The following is a 17618-nucleotide window of genomic DNA, read 5'->3' as shown; positions in this document are numbered from 1 at the left end:
TGATACGATTTAGTAGCCTTTATTGAGGTGAATTGTGTGAATGTGAAGAAATTGTTACAATTATTCGTTGGATATTTACAAATTGAAAGAAATTATTCAAAATATACAATTGCAAGTTATCAAAATGATTTAGAACATTTTGTGCAATTTATGGAGCGAGAAGGCATATCCTCTTTTTTAGATGTTACATACGCGGATGTTCGTTTGTACTTAACGACGTTGCACGATGAAAAGTTAGCCCGTAAATCTGTCGCAAGAAAAGTATCAAGCTTACGAAGTTTATATCGTTTTTTGATGCGTGAAGGTTATCGGAAAGATAATCCGTTTGCACTTGCGTCACTCCCCAAAAAAGAATTGTCAATCCCAAAGTTTTTATATGCTGAAGAATTAGAGGAATTATTTGAAGTTGCTGATACGGAAACACCGCTAGGTCAAAGGAATCAAGCTTTATTAGAGTTGATGTATGCGACTGGAATCCGTGTGAGTGAATGTGTCAATTTACAACTTACCGATATTGACTTCGCGGTGGGAACAATTTTAGTAATGGGAAAAGGAAAAAAACAAAGGTATATTCCGTTCGGAAGCTATGCGCAAGATGCTTTAATTACTTATATAGAGAACGGGAGAAAACAGTTGGCTCACAAAACTGAAGAACACTCTCATATGGTATTTTTAAATGCGAAAGGCACGCCGCTAACAAGTCGAGGGGTACGCTATGTATTAAACGAACTCATTAAGAAGGCTTCACTGACAATGCGGATAAGTCCCCATATGTTAAGGCATACATTTGCTACACATATGTTAGATGAAGGGGCAGATTTACGTACTGTACAGGAGCTACTCGGTCATGAGAATTTGTCGACGACACAAATTTATACGCATGTCTCTAAAGAAAGATTGCGTTCGGTCTACATGAAGCATCACCCGCGGGCATAAATTGCTTTTAAAGCTATAAAAACATATAAAGGAGTTTTTTCTATGGGAAATTTCCACGCTACAACGATATTTGCAGTTCATCATAATGGAGAATGTGCAATGGCTGGAGATGGTCAGGTGACAATGGGAAATGCAGTTGTAATGAAACATACAGCTCGTAAAGTCCGTAAACTTTTCCAAGGGAAAGTTTTAGCTGGCTTTGCAGGTTCCGTTGCTGACGCATTTACTCTTTTTGAAATGTTTGAAGGGAAATTAGAAGAGTACAATGGGAACTTGCAGCGTGCTGCAGTTGAGATGGCAAAACAATGGCGTGGCGACAAAATGTTACGTCAGCTAGAAGCGATGCTCATTGTCATGGATAAAACAACTATGCTTCTTGTTTCAGGTACAGGAGAAGTGATTGAACCAGATGATGGGATTTTAGCGATTGGATCTGGTGGGAATTATGCGCTTTCTGCAGGTCGTGCTTTAAAGCAATATGCAAGTGAACATTTAACAGCGAAGCAAATTGCGAAAGCGAGTTTAGACATTGCTGGCGATATTTGTGTTTATACAAACCACAATATAATTGTGGAAGAATTGTAGAATCGTAAGGGAGGCATTTTATATGCATTTACATTTTACTCCGCGTCAAATTGTGGAAAAATTAGATCAATACATTATCGGTCAAAAAGATGCGAAGAAAGCGGTTGCTGTAGCTTTAAGAAATCGATATCGTCGAAGTAAATTAGCTGAAAATCTACGTGATGAAATTGCGCCTAAAAATATTTTAATGATTGGACCGACAGGTGTTGGTAAAACAGAGGTAGCACGACGAATGGCGAAACTCGTTGGAGCACCTTTTATTAAGGTTGAAGCTACCAAATTTACAGAAGTTGGATATGTAGGTAGAGATGTAGAATCGATGGTACGTGACCTTGTGGAAACGTCAGTTCGTATCGTGAAAGAAGAAATGGTAATTAAAGTACAAGACAAAGCAGAAGAACAAGCGAACCAACGTCTTGTTGAAATTTTAGTGCCGAGTCCGGAGAAACAATCTGGATTTAAAAACCCATTAGAAATGCTATTTGGCGGTGCTCAAAATTCGAATCAAACATCTGATGCACAGGAAGATGGTGAAATCGAAAAGAAACGTCAAGATGTGGAAAGAAAGCTTGCTGCAGGACTTCTTGAAGATGAAATTGTATCGATTGAAGTGACTGAGCAACAGTCTTCCATGTTCGATATGTTACAAGGAACTGGTATGGAACAAATGGGAATGAATTTCCAGGATGCATTAGGAAGTTTTATGCCGAAAAAAACAAAAAAACGTAAACTTTCTGTGAAAGAAGCAAGAAAACTCTTGACAAATGAGGAAGCACAGCGCTTAATTGATATGGATGAAGTTACACAAGAGGCTGTTTATCGTGCTGAACAGCTCGGGATTATTTTTATCGATGAAATTGACAAAATTGCTGGTAAGCAGTCGAATAGCGTAGATGTATCACGTGAAGGTGTGCAACGTGACATTTTACCAATTGTAGAAGGATCGAATGTTGCGACAAAATACGGATCAGTAAAAACGGATTATATTTTATTCGTTGCAGCTGGAGCGTTTCATATGTCTAAACCGTCGGATTTAATTCCGGAACTGCAAGGGAGATTTCCGATTCGAGTAGAATTAACAAAATTATCGACAGATGATTTTGTTAAAATATTAATCGAGCCTGACAATGCGTTAATTAAACAATATATGGCTTTATTAGCGACTGAAGGTATAGAAATTGAATTTTCAGACGAAGCTATTCGTAAGATTGCTGAGATTGCTTATCAAGTTAATCAGGATACAGATAATATTGGAGCAAGAAGACTTCATACGATTATGGAGAAACTCCTTGAAGATTTATCGTTTGAAGCATCTGAAATTACGTTAGAGAAAATAACGATAACACCTCAATACGTTGAGGAGAAATTAGCAACGATTGCTAAAAATAAAGATGTGAGCCAGTTTATTTTGTAATAGTGTCATCAGGTGACTCGCCCTAGTTTCCAAGTGATGAAAAAATATGTAAGTAACATGTAGGAGGAACTTTTGAAATGGAATTATTAGCAAAAACAAGAAAATTAAATGCGTTATTACAGAGCGCAGCAGGAAAGCCTGTAAACTTTAGAGAAATGTCTGACACAATGTGTGAAGTAATTGAAGCGAACGTATTCGTAGTAAGTCGTCGTGGTAAATTACTAGGTTATGCAATTCACCAACAAATTGAGAATGAGCGTATGAAACAAATGCTTGCAGAGCGTCAATTCCCGGAAGAGTACACGCAAAGCTTATTCAACATTACAGAAACGTCTTCAAACTTAGATGTAAACAGTGCTTACACAGCATTCCCAGTAGAAAATAGAGAATTATTCGATCAAGGTTTAACTACAATCGTACCAATCGTTGGTGGTGGTGAGCGTCTAGGCACATTAGTGTTAGCTCGTCTTGGTCAAGAGTTCTTAGACGATGATTTAATCCTTGCTGAATACAGTTCAACTGTAGTAGGTATGGAAATCTTACGTGAAAAAGCAGAAGAAATCGAAGAGGAAGCACGTAGTAAAGCTGTTGTTCAAATGGCGATTAGCTCATTATCTTACAGTGAGTTAGAAGCAATCGAGCATATCTTCGAAGAATTAAATGGAACAGAAGGTTTACTTGTTGCAAGTAAAATTGCTGATCGCGTAGGAATTACTCGCTCTGTAATCGTAAATGCACTGCGTAAATTAGAAAGTGCTGGTGTTATTGAGTCTCGCTCTTTAGGTATGAAAGGAACATACATTAAAGTGCTAAACGACAAGTTTCTACAGGAACTTGCTAAATTAAAAACAAACTAATTTATAAAACTCTCCTCGTTTTTTGAGGAGAGTTTTTTGTGTGTAAAAGATTAATGGTGTCTGTAAAAAGCGTCATAATCGTGTTCTTTGGAAAAGCTATGAGTTGAATTTCACTTTTTTGCTTAAAAGAAATGCAGGTTGGTAATACTAGAATTCGAGTGTGAACAAAGAAAGTTTTACATTGTTCGCATTTTCGACTTGATTGTAATATTTCAGTATGATATAGTAAGCAGTGGTGTCAGTACAAAGTACACACGTTTGCTGATTTAAGTGTTGGTGCTACGTTTGTAGTTTCGCTTAGAGATGAAGTAAACGGAGGATATCAAAAACCATTTAGGAGGAACTATATTATGTCAGTAATTTCTATGAAGCAATTGCTTGAAGCTGGTGTTCATTTCGGACATCAAACTCGTCGTTGGAACCCAAAAATGAAGCGTTACATTTTCACAGAGCGTAACGGTATCTACATCATCGACTTACAAAAAACTGTGAAAAAAGTTGAGGAAGCTTACAGAACGATGCGCGACATCGCTGCTGAAGGTGGAGACATTTTATTCGTAGGTACTAAAAAACAAGCACAAGAAGCTATTAAAGAAGAAGCAACTCGTGCTGGTATGTACTTCGTTAACCAACGTTGGTTAGGTGGAACTTTAACAAACTTCCAAACAATCCAAAAGCGTATCAAGCGTCTTAAAGACATCGAAAGAATGCAAGAAGATGGTACTTTCGAAGTACTTCCTAAGAAAGAAGTTGTTCAACTTAAAAAAGAGTTAGAGCGTCTTGAGAAATTCTTAGGCGGTATTAAAGATATGAAAGGTCTTCCAAGTGCATTATTCATAGTAGACCCTCGTAAAGAGCGTATTGCAGTTGCTGAAGCACGCAAATTACACATTCCAATCATCGGTATCGTTGATACAAACTGTGATCCAGACGAAATCGATCACGTTATCCCAGCAAACGATGATGCAATTCGTGCTGTAAAACTTCTTACATCTAAAATGGCAGACGCGATCCTTGAAGCAAAACAAGGTGAAGAAACTGTTACTGCGTAACAAATTTGGAAAGGTGATAAGGGGTTCGGCCTTTTATCACCTTTTTTAAGGTATAAACACCTTTATAAAAGGTATAAATACATATTTTAGGAGGATGAAAAATATGGCAATCACTGCACAAATGGTAAAAGAACTTCGTGAAAAAACAGGCGCAGGTATGATGGACTGCAAAAAAGCTTTAACTGAGACTAATGGCGACATGGAGAAAGCAATTGACTTCTTACGTGAAAAAGGTATTGCAAAAGCTGCTAAAAAAGCAGACCGCATCGCTGCTGAAGGCTTAACTTTCATCGAAACAAACGGTAACGAAGGTTTAATCTTAGAATTAAACTCTGAAACTGATTTCGTTGCGAAAAACGAAGGTTTCCAAGCATTAATTAAAGAATTAGCTGCACACTTATTAACTAACAAACCAGCTAACATTGAAGAAGCTATGGCTCAAACAATCGAAGGCGGCAAAACAGTAGAAGAGCACATCAACGAAGCAATCGCTAAAATTGGTGAAAAACTTACACTTCGTCGTTTCGAAATCGTATCAAAAACTGATGCTGATGCATTCGGCGCTTACCTACACATGGGTGGACGTATTGGTGTATTAACAGTTCTTGAAGGTTCTACTGACGAAGCTGCTGCTAAAGATGTAGCAATGCACATCGCAGCAGTTAACCCTAAATACATCGACCGCGATGCTGTAACAGCTGAAGAAGTTGAGCATGAGCGTCAAGTATTGACACAACAAGCTTTAAACGAAGGCAAGCCTGAAAAAATCGTTGCAAAAATGGTTGAAGGCCGTCTAGGCAAATTCTTCGAAGAAATTTGCTTACTTGACCAAGCATTCGTTAAAAACCCTGATATGAAAGTTCGTCAGTTCGTTGAGTCTAAAGGCGGAACATTAAAAGGATTCGTTCGCTACGCTGTTGGTGAAGGTATCGAAAAACGCGAAGACAACTTTGCTGAAGAAGTAATGAACCAAGTAAAAGGTAGCAACTAATAAAGATTAGGGAACACATTGTGTTCCCTTTTTTAAAATAAAGATGTAAGCAATTGGAGGTTCATTATGAGTAAACCGAAATATAATCGTGTCGTATTAAAGCTAAGCGGAGAAGCGTTAGCTGGCGAACAAGGATTTGGAATTAACCCATCTGTTATTAAATCAGTTGCGGAACAAGTGAAAGAAATTGCAGAACTTGATGTAGAGGTTGCTGTTGTTGTTGGTGGCGGAAACATTTGGCGTGGAAAAATCGGAAGTGAAATGGGAATGGATCGTGCTGGAGCAGATTACATGGGTATGTTAGCAACAGTTATGAACTCATTAGCTCTTCAAGATAGCCTAGAGAACATTGGAATTCAAACTCGTGTTCAAACTTCAATCGAAATGCGTCAAGTAGCAGAGCCTTACATTCGTCGTAAAGCAATTCGTCATCTAGAGAAAAAACGTGTTGTGATCTTTGCAGCAGGTACAGGTAACCCATATTTCTCTACAGATACAACGGCAGCACTACGTGCAGCGGAAATCGAAGCAGACGTTATCTTAATGGCGAAAAACAATGTAGATGGCGTATATAATGCAGATCCATCTCTTGACCCAACAGCTACGAAATACGAAACACTTACTTACTTAGATGTATTAAAAGAAGGTTTAGGTGTAATGGATTCAACAGCTTCTTCTTTATGTATGGACAATGATATTCCATTAATTGTATTCTCGGTTATGGAAAAAGGTAACATTAAACGTGCCGTTTTAGGCGAAAATATCGGAACAGTTGTAAGGGGGAAATAAATATGGGACAACAAGTATTGAAGTCTTCAAATGAAAAAATGGAAAAAGCAGTTGCTGCTTACTCTCGTGAATTGGCAACAGTTCGCGCAGGTCGTGCAAGCTCGTCTGTATTAGATAAGGTACAAGTTGATTACTATGGTGCACCAACACCTGTTGTGCAATTAGCGAACATTACAGTTCCAGAAGCACGTTTACTTGTAATTCAACCTTATGATAAAACTTCTATCGGTGATATTGAAAAAGCAATCTTAAAAGCAGATTTAGGCTTAAATCCTTCTAATGATGGAACTGTAATTCGTATTGCATTCCCTGCATTAACAGAAGAGCGTCGTCGCGATCTTGTAAAAGTTGTGAAAAAATATGCTGAAGAAGCAAAAGTTGCTGTTCGTAACGTACGTCGTGACAGTAACGATGATCTTAAGAAGCTTGAAAAAGCTGGCGATATTACAGAAGATGATTTAAGAGGATATACTGAAGATATCCAAAAAGAAACAGATAAATATATTGCAAAAGTTGACGAAATCGCAAAAAACAAAGAAAAAGAAATCATGGAAGTGTAATAGCGATACCTTCGCAAATATGACCCTCTTCTTAAGGGGGTCTTTTTACACTTTTAGGCATACGTCTGCTTGCTGGAGGGTATGAATGATGTTTAAAAACTTTCCTTTTTTTAAAAGTAAAAAGGTCGCATCGTTTGATCATCTCGTTGAAAAAGTGAAAAAAGGATACATCCCAGAACATATTGCCATCATTATGGATGGTAATGGAAGATGGGCAAAGAGGAGAGCGATGCCTCGTATTGCGGGACATCATGAAGGCATGCAAGTTGTAAAGAAAATCACAAAATTTGCAAGCAAACTTAATGTGAAAGTGTTAACTCTTTATGCTTTTTCAACTGAGAACTGGAAAAGACCGAAAAAGGAAGTTGACTATTTAATGAGGCTTCCAGAAGAATTTCTAGGTACATTTTTACCAGAATTGATTGAAGAGAACGTACAAGTCCGAGTGATAGGACAACAAGATCGTCTTCCTACGCATACACGCAGAGCGATGGAAAAGGCCATGGAAGATACGAAAGAGAATACAGGATTAATTCTTAATTTCGCGTTAAACTATGGAAGTCGAGATGAGATCGTTTCTGCTGTGCAACATATGGTGAAAGATAGTGAGGAAGGAAAAATTCGTGTTGAAGATGTAAGTGAAGAAATGCTTTCTTCCTACTTAATGACGAGTTCTTTACCTGATCCAGAGTTGTTAATTCGTACGAGCGGAGAGCTACGTATTAGTAATTTCATGTTATGGCAAATTGCATATTCGGAGTTTTGGTTTACAGATGTGTATTGGCCAGATTTTACCGAGGAACATTTGCTAAATGCGATTACAGACTTTCAACATAGAGGGCGCAGATTCGGAGGCGTGTAGAAAGAGAGGGTTTGGTAGTGAAACAGAGAATTATTACTGGAGTGGTTGCTGCCGCGCTATTCATTCCCATCGTAATTTACGGTGGCGTGCCTTTTACGGTTTTAGTGTATGCACTTGCTTCTATAGGTTTATATGAATTAATTCGTATGAATAAGCTTACGCTTATTTCAATACCAACAGTTTTAGCTGCAGTATTATTATGGGTTATTTTAATTCCAAGTAGTGCATCAGAACTGTTTACTTGGATTGGATTAGGTAAATTAGAAATCACATTTGTGATTGTTTTATTACTTTTATCATATACAGTCCTTTCTAAGAATACATTTACTTTTGACCATGCTTCCTTTTTACTAATGGCAACAACATATGTTGCAATGGGATTCTTATATTTGAATGAAACGAGAATTTTAGGAATTAAATATGTGTTTTGCGCATTATTTGTTATATGGGCTACCGATTCAGGCGCATATTTCGTAGGGAAAGCATTAGGAAAAAGAAAATTATGGCCAGAAATTAGTCCGAATAAAACGATTGAGGGTTCATTAGGCGGCATCGTTTGTGGGATTGTTGTGGCACTTGTTTACAATATGTTCTTCCCAGTTGAGGCTAATGTAGGGATTTTAATTGTGTTGACAATTATCATTTCTATTTTTGGACAAATTGGTGATTTAGTACAATCTGCATTTAAACGTCATTATGGCGTAAAAGATTCAGGTACAATTTTACCTGGACATGGTGGTATATTAGATCGAACAGATAGTTGGTTATTTGTTTTACCAATTCTCTACTTCTTATTACAATACAATTAATAAATGAACGAGGGGTTGGAGTCATGAAAAACATTAGTTTATTAGGTGCAAGCGGATCAATTGGTACACAAACTTTAGATGTATTACGCTCGCACCCAGACCAATTCCGTCTCGTTGCTTTTTCTGTAGGGAAAAATATTGACTACGCAGTAAAGGTCATTCAAGAATTTTCTCCGCAAATTGTCTCTGTGCAAAGAGAGGAAGATGTTTTAAAATTACAAGCTGTCTCTGGTAATACAAAAATTGTATATGGTAGTGAAGGGCTTTTAGAAGTAGCATTACATCCAGATGCAGAGATTGTAGTAAATGCTGTTGTAGGTAGCGTAGGGTTGTTACCAACACTTCGTGCAATTGAGGCGAAAAAAACAATCGGAATTGCAAACAAAGAAACGTTAGTAACCGCAGGGCATCTTGTAATGGAAGCAGCACGAAAACATAATGTTTCGTTACTTCCAGTAGACAGTGAACATTCAGCTATTTTTCAATGCTTGAATGGTGAAAATGAAAAAAGAATTTCTCGACTAATTATTACGGCTTCTGGTGGAAGTTTCCGTGATAAAACGAGAGATGAATTGCATCATGTGACCGTAGAAGATGCGCTTCGACATCCAAACTGGTCAATGGGTTCGAAAATTACAATTGATTCTGCTACAATGATGAATAAGGGGCTAGAAGTAATTGAAGCACATTGGCTTTTTGGTATCCCTTATGAGCAAATCGATGTTGTTTTACATAAAGAAAGTATTATTCATTCTATGGTTGAATTTGAAGATCGTAGTGTGATGGCACAGCTTGGCTCACCTGATATGCGAGTACCAATTCAATACGCACTTACATATCCTGATCGATTACCTCTTTCAGACACAAAACAGTTAAATTTATGGGAAATGGGGACATTGCATTTTGAGAAAATGAACCAAGAACGTTTCCGTTGTTTGCGTTTTGCGTACGAAGCTGGAAAAACAGGTGGAAGTATGCCAGCTGTAATGAATGCAGCGAATGAAGTAGCTGTTGAAGCATTTTTACAAAAGAGAATTGGTTTCTTAACAGTGGAAGACCTCATTGAAAAAGCAATGAACCATCACAATGTCATTGCACGTCCGAGCTTAGAGGAAATTCTGGAAATTGATGCAACCACAAGACGGTTTGTGATGGAACAAATTTAGCAAAGGTGGTATGGAATTGAATACAGCGATTGCCTTTATATTAATTTTCGGTGCACTCGTATTTTTCCATGAGCTAGGGCATCTATATTTCGCAAAAAGAGCAGGTATTTTATGCCGTGAGTTTGCGATTGGTTTTGGTCCGAAAATATTCTCATTTGAAAAGAATGAAACGGTGTATACGATTCGATTACTGCCCCTTGGTGGCTATGTAAGAATGGCTGGCGAGGATGCAGACACAGTTGAGTTAAAGCCTGGAAAAAAGGTTGGCCTTGTATTAAATGAAAAAGACGAAGTTGCGAAATTAGTTTTTGATGGATATGAAAAGTATCCAAATGTTCGTGTCATTGAAGTCGAACAAGCTGATTTAGAGCATAATTTAACAATTTCGGGCTATGAAGAGTACGAGGAAGAGCTTCAAACATTCCGAGTGAATGAAAAGGCTCGTATTATTACTGCTGGTGAAGAAATACAAATTGCTCCGTATAATAGGCAATTCGGCTCCAAGAAATTGGGTCAACGTGCCTTAACAATCTTTGCAGGTCCTGCAATGAACTTCATTTTAGCATTTGTTATTTTTGTGATTCTTGGATTTGTACAAGGTGTTCCTGTTGACAAGCCAATGGTCGGAAAAGTAATGGAGAATAGTGCAGCCGAGCAAGCCGGATTAAAAGAAAATGATACAATTCAAGCAATCGATGGGAAAAACACAAGTACATGGAAAGATGTTGTTACCATTGTACGTGAAAACCCAAATAAAGAAATTACGTTACAAGTAAAGCGTGATAATGAACAGTTTAATGTAAAAGTAACGCCAACACTCGATAAAGAAGGAAAAGACGAAGTAGGTAGAATTGGTGTTTACTCTCCAGTAGAGAAAACAGTAATGGGTTCTATTAAATCAGGATTTGAACAAACATACCAATGGACAAAACTAATTTTTGATTCACTTGTGAAATTAGTAACTGGTCAATTCTCTATTAATGAGTTGTCAGGTCCAGTAGGAATTTATAATCTAACAGATCAAGTCGTAGATTATGGATTTACGCGTGTATTAAGTTTAGCAGCAGTTTTAAGTATTAACCTTGGTTTATTTAATTTACTACCAGTCCCTGCTTTAGACGGTGGACGTTTGTTCTTCTTCTTAATTGAAGCGTTACGAGGGAAACCAATTGACCGCCAAAAAGAAGGAATGGTTCACTTTATTGGTTTTGCATTATTAATGTTACTTATGTTAGTTGTAACTTGGAATGACATTCGTAAGTTTTTCTTGTAAAATAAAGTGAAACTTATAATGAAATAGAGCTCGTAGAATAAAATCCCTCACCTAACTCGAGGTGAGGGGTTTTACTGCGTGTAAGAGTAAAATGAAGAGGTGCGAATAAATGAAACAAAGTATGGTATTCAGTCCTACATTACGTGAAGTTCCAGCTGATGCGGAGATTAAGAGTCATCAGTTATTACTTCGTGCAGGTTTTATGCGTCAAAATGCTTCTGGTATTTATAGTTTTCTACCATTTGGATTAAAAGTACTACACAAAGTAGAACGTATCGTTCGAGAAGAAATGGAGCGCGCAGGAGCTGTAGAATTATTAATGCCAGCGATGCAAGCTGCAGAATTATGGCAAGAATCAGGCCGTTGGTATTCTTACGGATCTGAATTAATGCGTATGAAAGATCGTAACGCTCGTGAATTCGCATTAGGAGCGACACATGAAGAAGTAATTACGGATCTTGTACGTGATGAAGTGAAATCATATAAAAAATTACCGTTAACATTGTACCAAATTCAAACGAAATTCCGTGATGAACAAAGACCTCGTTTCGGTTTATTACGTGGAAGAGAGTTTCTAATGAAAGATGCATACTCTTTCCATGCTACACAAGAGAGTTTAGATGAAGTATACGATCGCTTATACAAAGCATACTCTAACATTTTTGCTCGTTGTGGCTTGAATTTCCGTGCAGTTATTGCTGACTCTGGAGCAATGGGCGGAAAAGATACGCATGAATTTATGGTATTATCTGAAGTTGGTGAAGATACAATTGCATACTCTGATACATCTAATTATGCAGCAAACATCGAAATGGCTCCTGTGGTAGCTACGTATACGAAGAGTGATGAAGCAGAAAAGGCACTTGAAAAAGTAGCAACACCAGATCAAAAAGCAATTGAAGAAGTATCTGCATTCTTAAACATTGAAGCTGACAAGTGCATTAAGTCTATGGTATTTAAAGTAGATGAGAAATTAGTAGTTGTACTTGTTCGTGGTGATCATGAAGTAAACGATGTAAAAGTGAAAAATGTATACGGCGCTTCAGTTGTTGAGCTTGCTTCTCATGAAGAAGTGAAAGAGTTATTAAACTGTGAAGTTGGTTCTTTAGGACCGATTGGTGTAACAGGTGATATCGAAATTATCGCAGACCATGCTGTAGCATCAATTGTTAACGGATGTTCAGGAGCGAACGAAGAAGGGTTCCATTATGTAAATGTAAATCCAGAACGTGACTTTAAAGTAAGTCAATATACAGATTTACGCTTCATTCAAGAAGGAGACCAGTCTCCAGATGGAAATGGAACAATTCTTTTCGCACGCGGAATTGAAGTTGGCCATGTATTCAAATTAGGAACTCGTTATAGTGAAGCAATGAACGCAACATTCCTAGATGAAAACGGAAAAACACAACCACTTATTATGGGTTGTTACGGTATCGGTGTATCTCGTACAGTTGCAGCAATCGCAGAGCAGTTTAATGATGAGAACGGTTTAGTTTGGCCAAAAGCTGTTGCACCGTTCCATGTGCATGTAATTCCAGTAAACATGAAATCTGATGCGCAACGTGAAATGGGTGAAAACATCTACAACTCATTACAAGAGCAAGGGTACGAAGTATTACTAGATGATCGTGCAGAACGTGCAGGTGTTAAATTTGCAGATGCAGATTTATTCGGCCTTCCAGTTCGCGTGACAGTTGGTAAAAAAGCAGACGAAGGTATTGTAGAAGTGAAAGTACGTGCTACAGGCGAGTCTGAAGAAGTGAAAGTAGAAGAACTTCAAACATATATTGCAAATATTTTAAAATAAGAAGAGGTACCTCGTAATGAGGTACCTTCTCTTTCTTTGTAAACGTATTTTGTAAAAGAAGAAGGGAGAAATCTTTCTTTGTAGTACGTTTCAATTTATAATAGCAAATGGAAGGAGAGTGCTTATGTCTTTAACAAATGAACAACAAGAGCGATTTCAAATTTTGCTCCAGCAGTTGCAAATACCAGACGACCTTATAAATCAATATTTACAAGGTGGTGGCATTGAAAGGCTCGTTATTGATAAAACGAATAAAAGTTGGCATTTTGATTTACAAGTGCCACGAATTTTGCCTACAGAATTATATGAATTGCTAGAAACAAAGCTTAAGCAATCATTTTCTCATATTGCAAGAACAACATTTGCATTAGAAACAGAGAATAAACAATTTACAGAAGAAGAAGTGAGGGCGTATTGGCCACTTTGTACGGAACGAATTACATTTTCACCTATGTTTGCTTACTTAAAAAAGCAGCTTCCGCAGGTGAATGGAGTGAAGTTGCTAATAAATGTGAATAATGAGCTGGAATCTACTGCTTTAAAGAAAAACGTTGCGAAACCAGTAGGGGATCAATACGAAACTTTTGGATTCCCGCGTTTTCAGTTAGACACACATATACAGCAAAATACAGAAGAAATGCAAAAGTTTCGTGAGCAAACGCAGCAAGAAGATCGTGAACGTGTTATACAAGCTATGGAAGAAATGGCAAAGAAGCAAGCTGAAGAAAGTAGCGTTGTGCATGAAGGACCGGTTGTACTCGGATATCTTATTAAGCCGGATGAAGAGATTACACCGATGCGAGAAATTCAAGATGAAGAAAGAAGAAAAACAGTTCAAGGGTATGTCTTCCATGTAGAAACGAAAGAGCTACGTAGTGGCCGTACGTTATTAACTTTAAAAATAACAGACTATACGGATTCAATTATGATCAAAATGTTCTCGCGTGACAAAGAAGATATTCCAATGCTGCAATCCTTGAAAAAAGGAATGTGGGTGAAAGCGCGTGGTTCTGTTCAAAACGATACATTCGTTCGAGATTTAGTAATGATTGCAAATGATATAAATGAAATAACAGGACCGTCTCGTAAAGATAAAGCGCCAGAAGGTGAAAAACGTGTAGAGCTGCATCTTCACACACCGATGAGCCAAATGGACGCTGTTACTCCTGTTTCTAGACTTGTTGCCCAAGCAGGTAAATGGGGACATGAGGCAATCGCTGTTACAGACCATGCTGTTGCGCAGTCTTTCCCAGAGGCATATTCTGCGGGTAAAAAGGCTGGGGTTAAAGTTATATATGGTGTAGAGGCGAATTTAGTTAATGATGGTGTACCGATTGCATATAACGAAGCGCATCGTTTACTTGCAGAGGAAACTTATGTTGTTTTCGACGTTGAGACGACAGGTTTATCAGCTGTATATGATACTGTTATCGAGTTAGCGGCTGTAAAAGTAAAAGGTGGCGAAATTATTGACCGCTTTGAATCTTTCGCAAATCCACATCAACCATTATCTGCGACGATCATTGAATTAACAGGTATTACAGATGATATGTTAACGGATGCACCAGAAGTGGACGAAGTGTTTAAAAAGTTTGAAGCATGGATGGGTGACCATACACTTGTTGCTCATAACGCAAGTTTTGATATGGGCTTTATTAACGTAGGTTTTAAAAAGGCTGGACTAGAAAAAACGAATAATCCTGTTATTGATACGTTAGAACTTGCAAGATTCTTATTCCCGGAAATGAAAAACCATCGATTAAATACGATGTGTAAAAAGCTTGATATTGAATTAACGCAACATCATCGTGCGATTTATGATACAGAAGCAACGGGATACTTACTTGTGAAAATGTTAAAAGATGTGATTGAAAAGGGATTTGAATATCACGATCAATTAAATGATAGCATGGGGCAAGGGGATGCGTATAAGCGTGGACGTCCAAGTCATATGACGTTACTTGCGACATCAGATGTAGGGTTGAAAAATTTATATAAACTTGTTTCCTATTCTCACCTAAATTACTTTTACCGTGTACCACGAGTACCAAGGTCACTATTAAAAAAATATCGTGAAGGAATTTTAGTAGGAACGGCTTGTGATAAAGGTGAAGTATTTGAGGCGATGATGCAAAAAGCTCCTGAAGAGGTAGAAGAAATTGCGCAGTTCTATGATTACATTGAAGTAATGCCTCCAGAGGTGTTACGTCATTTAGTAGAGCGTGAACTTGTTCGAGATGAGGGACAATTAAAAACAATTATTTCTAACTTAGTAAAACTAGGTGAGACGTTAGATAAACCAGTTGTTGCTACAGGAAACGTGCATTATATAGATCCAGAGGATGCAATGTATCGCAAGATTTTAGTCAGTTCGCAGGGCGGAGCCAATCCGTTAAACCGGCATTCATTACCACCTGTACATTTCCGTACAACGGATGAAATGTTAGAGTGTTTTTCATTCTTAGGTGAAGACGTAGCGAAAGAAATTGTTGTAACGAATACACAAAAGATTGCATCATTAATTGGTGATGTTCATCCAGTGAAAGATGATCTATATACACCGAAAATTGAAGGTGCAGATGATGAGACGCGTGATATGAGTTATAAAATGGCGCGTAGCATTTATGGTGAAGAGTTACCTGAAATTGTAGAAGCACGTTTAGAAAAAGAATTAAAAAGTATTATTGGGCATGGATTTGCCGTAATTTATTTAATTTCACATAAGCTTGTGAAAAAATCGTTAGTAGACGGATATTTAGTAGGTTCGCGTGGATCGGTAGGTTCATCATTCGTTGCAACGATGATGGAAATTACAGAAGTAAACCCATTACCACCACACTATGTATGTCCGAAGTGTAAGCAATCAGAATTCTTTAATGATGGTTCTGTAGGTTCTGGTTTTGACTTGCCGGATAAAGAATGTCCTGCATGTAATGTTCCATACGTGAAAGATGGACATGATATTCCGTTCGAAACGTTCCTTGGATTTAAAGGAGATAAGGTACCCGATATCGATCTGAACTTCTCCGGGGAATACCAACCACGTGCCCATAACTATACGAAAGTACTGTTCGGTGAAGATTATGTATACCGTGCGGGTACAATAGGTACAGTTGCGGAAAAAACGGCTTATGGATATGTAAAAGGTTATGCAAATGATCATAATTTAACGATTCGAAATGCAGAGATTGACCGCTTAGTAGCAGGATGTACGGGCGTAAAACGTACAACCGGACAGCATCCAGGTGGTATTATCGTTGTGCCAGATTACATGGATATCTTTGATTTCTCACCAATTCAGTTTCCGGCAGATTCAATAGGGGCTGAGTGGAGAACTACACACTTTGATTTCCACTCCATTCATGATAATTTATTGAAACTTGATATACTAGGACACGATGATCCTACTGTTATTCGTATGTTACAAGATTTAAGTGGTATTGATCCGAAAACAATCCCAACAGACGATCCGGAAGTAATGAAAATTTTCTCAGGCCCGGAATCGTTAGGGGTAACGGAAGAACAAATTAACTGTAAAACAGGTACACTTGGTATACCAGAGTTTGGTACGAAATTCGTAAGGCAGATGTTAGAAGAGACGAAACCTACGACATTCTCTGAGTTAGTCCAAATCTCTGGACTATCACATGGTACAGACGTATGGCTTGGTAATGCAAACGAGTTAATTTATAACGGTACATGTACGCTGAGTGAAGTTATCGGTTGTCGTGATGACATCATGGTATATTTAATCTATCAAGGTTTAGACCCATCATTAGCCTTCAAAATCATGGAGTCAGTTCGTAAAGGTAAAGGTGTACCGGAAGAATGGGAAGATGACATGAAAAGTAATAATGTACCAGGTTGGTATATTGATTCATGTAAGAAAATAAAGTACATGTTCCCTAAAGCCCATGCGGCTGCTTACGTACTTATGGCTGTACGTATTGCATACTTTAAAGTACATTTCGCGCTTCTATTCTATGCGGCATACTTTACAGTTCGTGCAGATGACTTTGATGTAGAGGCGATGGCGAAAGGTTCAGCATCTATACGTGTAAGAATTGATGAAATTGCGCAAAAAGGTTTGGATGCAGCGCCGAAAGAGAAAAGTTTATTAACAGTACTAGAAATGACACTTGAAATGTGTGAGCGTGGATACTCATTCCAAAAGGTTGATTTATACCGTTCGCATGCAACAGAATTTATTATTGATGGGGATACTTTAATTCCTCCATTTAATGCAGTGCCTGGACTTGGTACAAATGCAGCTTTAAGTATTGTAGAAGCACGCAAAAATGGAGATTTCTTATCAAAAGAAGACCTGCAGCAGCGCAGTAAGGTTTCGAAAACAATTATTGAGTATTTAGATAGTCAAGGTTGCTTAGGCGATCTACCTGATCAAAACCAGTTATCACTGTTCTAATAGGTAGGAAAATTCTTTGCAAATCAACATTTGCTATGGTATACTATTAACCGAGATAACCATGTCATGTATATTGTGTAAAAAAAAG

General features: G+C 37.8%; 14 protein-coding genes. All 14 read left to right on the top strand.

What is annotated here, in order from left to right:
- Window positions 1-36: 36 nt before the first annotated feature.
- The 14 genes from xerC to GFJ36_RS19835 all read left to right on the top strand — a co-directional run bounded on the left by xerC (window position 37) and on the right by GFJ36_RS19835 (window position 17530).
- Window positions 37-936: a tyrosine recombinase XerC gene (gene xerC, locus GFJ36_RS19900; RefSeq protein WP_001101235.1), complete on the top strand. Its 900-nt coding sequence runs from the start codon at window positions 37-39 to the stop codon at window positions 934-936.
- 42 nt (window positions 937-978) lie between these two features.
- On the top strand, window positions 979-1521 hold the full coding sequence (gene hslV / locus GFJ36_RS19895) for an ATP-dependent protease proteolytic subunit HslV (RefSeq protein WP_000526271.1): 543 nt from the start codon (window positions 979-981) through the stop codon (window positions 1519-1521).
- 22 nt (window positions 1522-1543) lie between these two features.
- Window positions 1544-2935, top strand: coding sequence for an ATP-dependent protease ATPase subunit HslU (gene hslU, locus GFJ36_RS19890; RefSeq protein ID WP_060488429.1), 1392 nt, complete (start codon window positions 1544-1546; stop codon window positions 2933-2935).
- A gap of 77 nt (window positions 2936-3012) precedes the next feature.
- Window positions 3013-3792 (top strand): GTP-sensing pleiotropic transcriptional regulator CodY, encoded by a 780-nt coding sequence (gene codY, locus GFJ36_RS19885; RefSeq protein WP_157349726.1) that lies wholly within the window; start codon window positions 3013-3015, stop codon window positions 3790-3792.
- Window positions 3793-4142: 350 nt separating this feature from the next.
- On the top strand, window positions 4143-4844 hold the full coding sequence (gene rpsB, locus GFJ36_RS19880) for a 30S ribosomal protein S2 (RefSeq protein WP_048546000.1): 702 nt from the start codon (window positions 4143-4145) through the stop codon (window positions 4842-4844).
- A 103-nt stretch (window positions 4845-4947) separates the two neighbouring features.
- Window positions 4948-5835 (top strand): translation elongation factor Ts, encoded by an 888-nt coding sequence (gene tsf / locus GFJ36_RS19875; protein WP_048545999.1) that lies wholly within the window; start codon window positions 4948-4950, stop codon window positions 5833-5835.
- A gap of 66 nt (window positions 5836-5901) precedes the next feature.
- Window positions 5902-6624: a UMP kinase gene (gene pyrH, locus GFJ36_RS19870; protein WP_000042666.1), complete on the top strand. Its 723-nt coding sequence runs from the start codon at window positions 5902-5904 to the stop codon at window positions 6622-6624.
- Window positions 6625-6626: 2 nt separating this feature from the next.
- Window positions 6627-7184, top strand: a complete 558-nt coding sequence (gene frr, locus GFJ36_RS19865) for a ribosome recycling factor (protein ID WP_000531506.1) — start codon at window positions 6627-6629, stop codon at window positions 7182-7184.
- A gap of 85 nt (window positions 7185-7269) precedes the next feature.
- Window positions 7270-8046 carry an isoprenyl transferase gene (uppS, locus tag GFJ36_RS19860; RefSeq protein ID WP_000971311.1) on the top strand — a complete coding sequence of 259 codons (777 nt, stop codon included), beginning with the start codon at window positions 7270-7272 and terminating at the stop codon, window positions 8044-8046.
- A 17-nt stretch (window positions 8047-8063) separates the two neighbouring features.
- Window positions 8064-8855 carry a phosphatidate cytidylyltransferase gene (gene cdsA / locus GFJ36_RS19855; RefSeq protein ID WP_048545995.1) on the top strand — a complete coding sequence of 264 codons (792 nt, stop codon included), beginning with the start codon at window positions 8064-8066 and terminating at the stop codon, window positions 8853-8855.
- A 23-nt stretch (window positions 8856-8878) separates the two neighbouring features.
- Window positions 8879-10021: a 1-deoxy-D-xylulose-5-phosphate reductoisomerase gene (gene dxr, locus GFJ36_RS19850; RefSeq protein ID WP_000790363.1), complete on the top strand. Its 1143-nt coding sequence runs from the start codon at window positions 8879-8881 to the stop codon at window positions 10019-10021.
- Between the two features lie 16 nt (window positions 10022-10037).
- Window positions 10038-11294, top strand: a complete 1257-nt coding sequence (gene rseP, locus GFJ36_RS19845) for an RIP metalloprotease RseP (protein WP_001090238.1) — start codon at window positions 10038-10040, stop codon at window positions 11292-11294.
- A 109-nt stretch (window positions 11295-11403) separates the two neighbouring features.
- Window positions 11404-13104 (top strand): proline--tRNA ligase, encoded by a 1701-nt coding sequence (locus tag GFJ36_RS19840; RefSeq protein ID WP_046956487.1) that lies wholly within the window; start codon window positions 11404-11406, stop codon window positions 13102-13104.
- A 124-nt stretch (window positions 13105-13228) separates the two neighbouring features.
- Window positions 13229-17530, top strand: a complete 4302-nt coding sequence (locus GFJ36_RS19835; protein ID WP_098145662.1) for a PolC-type DNA polymerase III — start codon at window positions 13229-13231, stop codon at window positions 17528-17530.
- Window positions 17531-17618: the final 88 nt, after the last annotated feature.

Source organism: Bacillus sp. EE-W1, assembly GCF_009760835.1.
GTDB lineage: Bacteria > Bacillota > Bacilli > Bacillales > Bacillaceae_G > Bacillus_A > Bacillus_A wiedmannii.
The sequence above is the reverse complement of the archived record's forward strand: the minus strand, read 5'-3'. Positions and strand labels throughout refer to the sequence as shown.

Excerpts from the sequence above, each read along its gene's own strand:
- rpsB (WP_048546000.1), top strand. The coding sequence starts at position 4,143 with ATGTCAGTAATTTCTATGAAGCAATTGCTTGAAGCTGGTGTTCATTTC.
- uppS (WP_000971311.1), top strand. The coding sequence starts at position 7,270 with ATGATGTTTAAAAACTTTCCTTTTTTTAAAAGTAAAAAGGTCGCATCG.
- tsf (WP_048545999.1), top strand. The coding sequence starts at position 4,948 with ATGGCAATCACTGCACAAATGGTAAAAGAACTTCGTGAAAAAACAGGC.
- pyrH (WP_000042666.1), top strand. The coding sequence starts at position 5,902 with ATGAGTAAACCGAAATATAATCGTGTCGTATTAAAGCTAAGCGGAGAA.
- frr (WP_000531506.1), top strand. The coding sequence starts at position 6,627 with ATGGGACAACAAGTATTGAAGTCTTCAAATGAAAAAATGGAAAAAGCA.
- codY (WP_157349726.1), top strand. The coding sequence starts at position 3,013 with ATGGAATTATTAGCAAAAACAAGAAAATTAAATGCGTTATTACAGAGC.
- dxr (WP_000790363.1), top strand. The coding sequence starts at position 8,879 with ATGAAAAACATTAGTTTATTAGGTGCAAGCGGATCAATTGGTACACAA.
- GFJ36_RS19835 (WP_098145662.1), top strand. The coding sequence starts at position 13,229 with ATGTCTTTAACAAATGAACAACAAGAGCGATTTCAAATTTTGCTCCAG.
- GFJ36_RS19840 (WP_046956487.1), top strand. The coding sequence starts at position 11,404 with ATGAAACAAAGTATGGTATTCAGTCCTACATTACGTGAAGTTCCAGCT.
- hslV (WP_000526271.1), top strand. The coding sequence starts at position 979 with ATGGGAAATTTCCACGCTACAACGATATTTGCAGTTCATCATAATGGA.
- hslU (WP_060488429.1), top strand. The coding sequence starts at position 1,544 with ATGCATTTACATTTTACTCCGCGTCAAATTGTGGAAAAATTAGATCAA.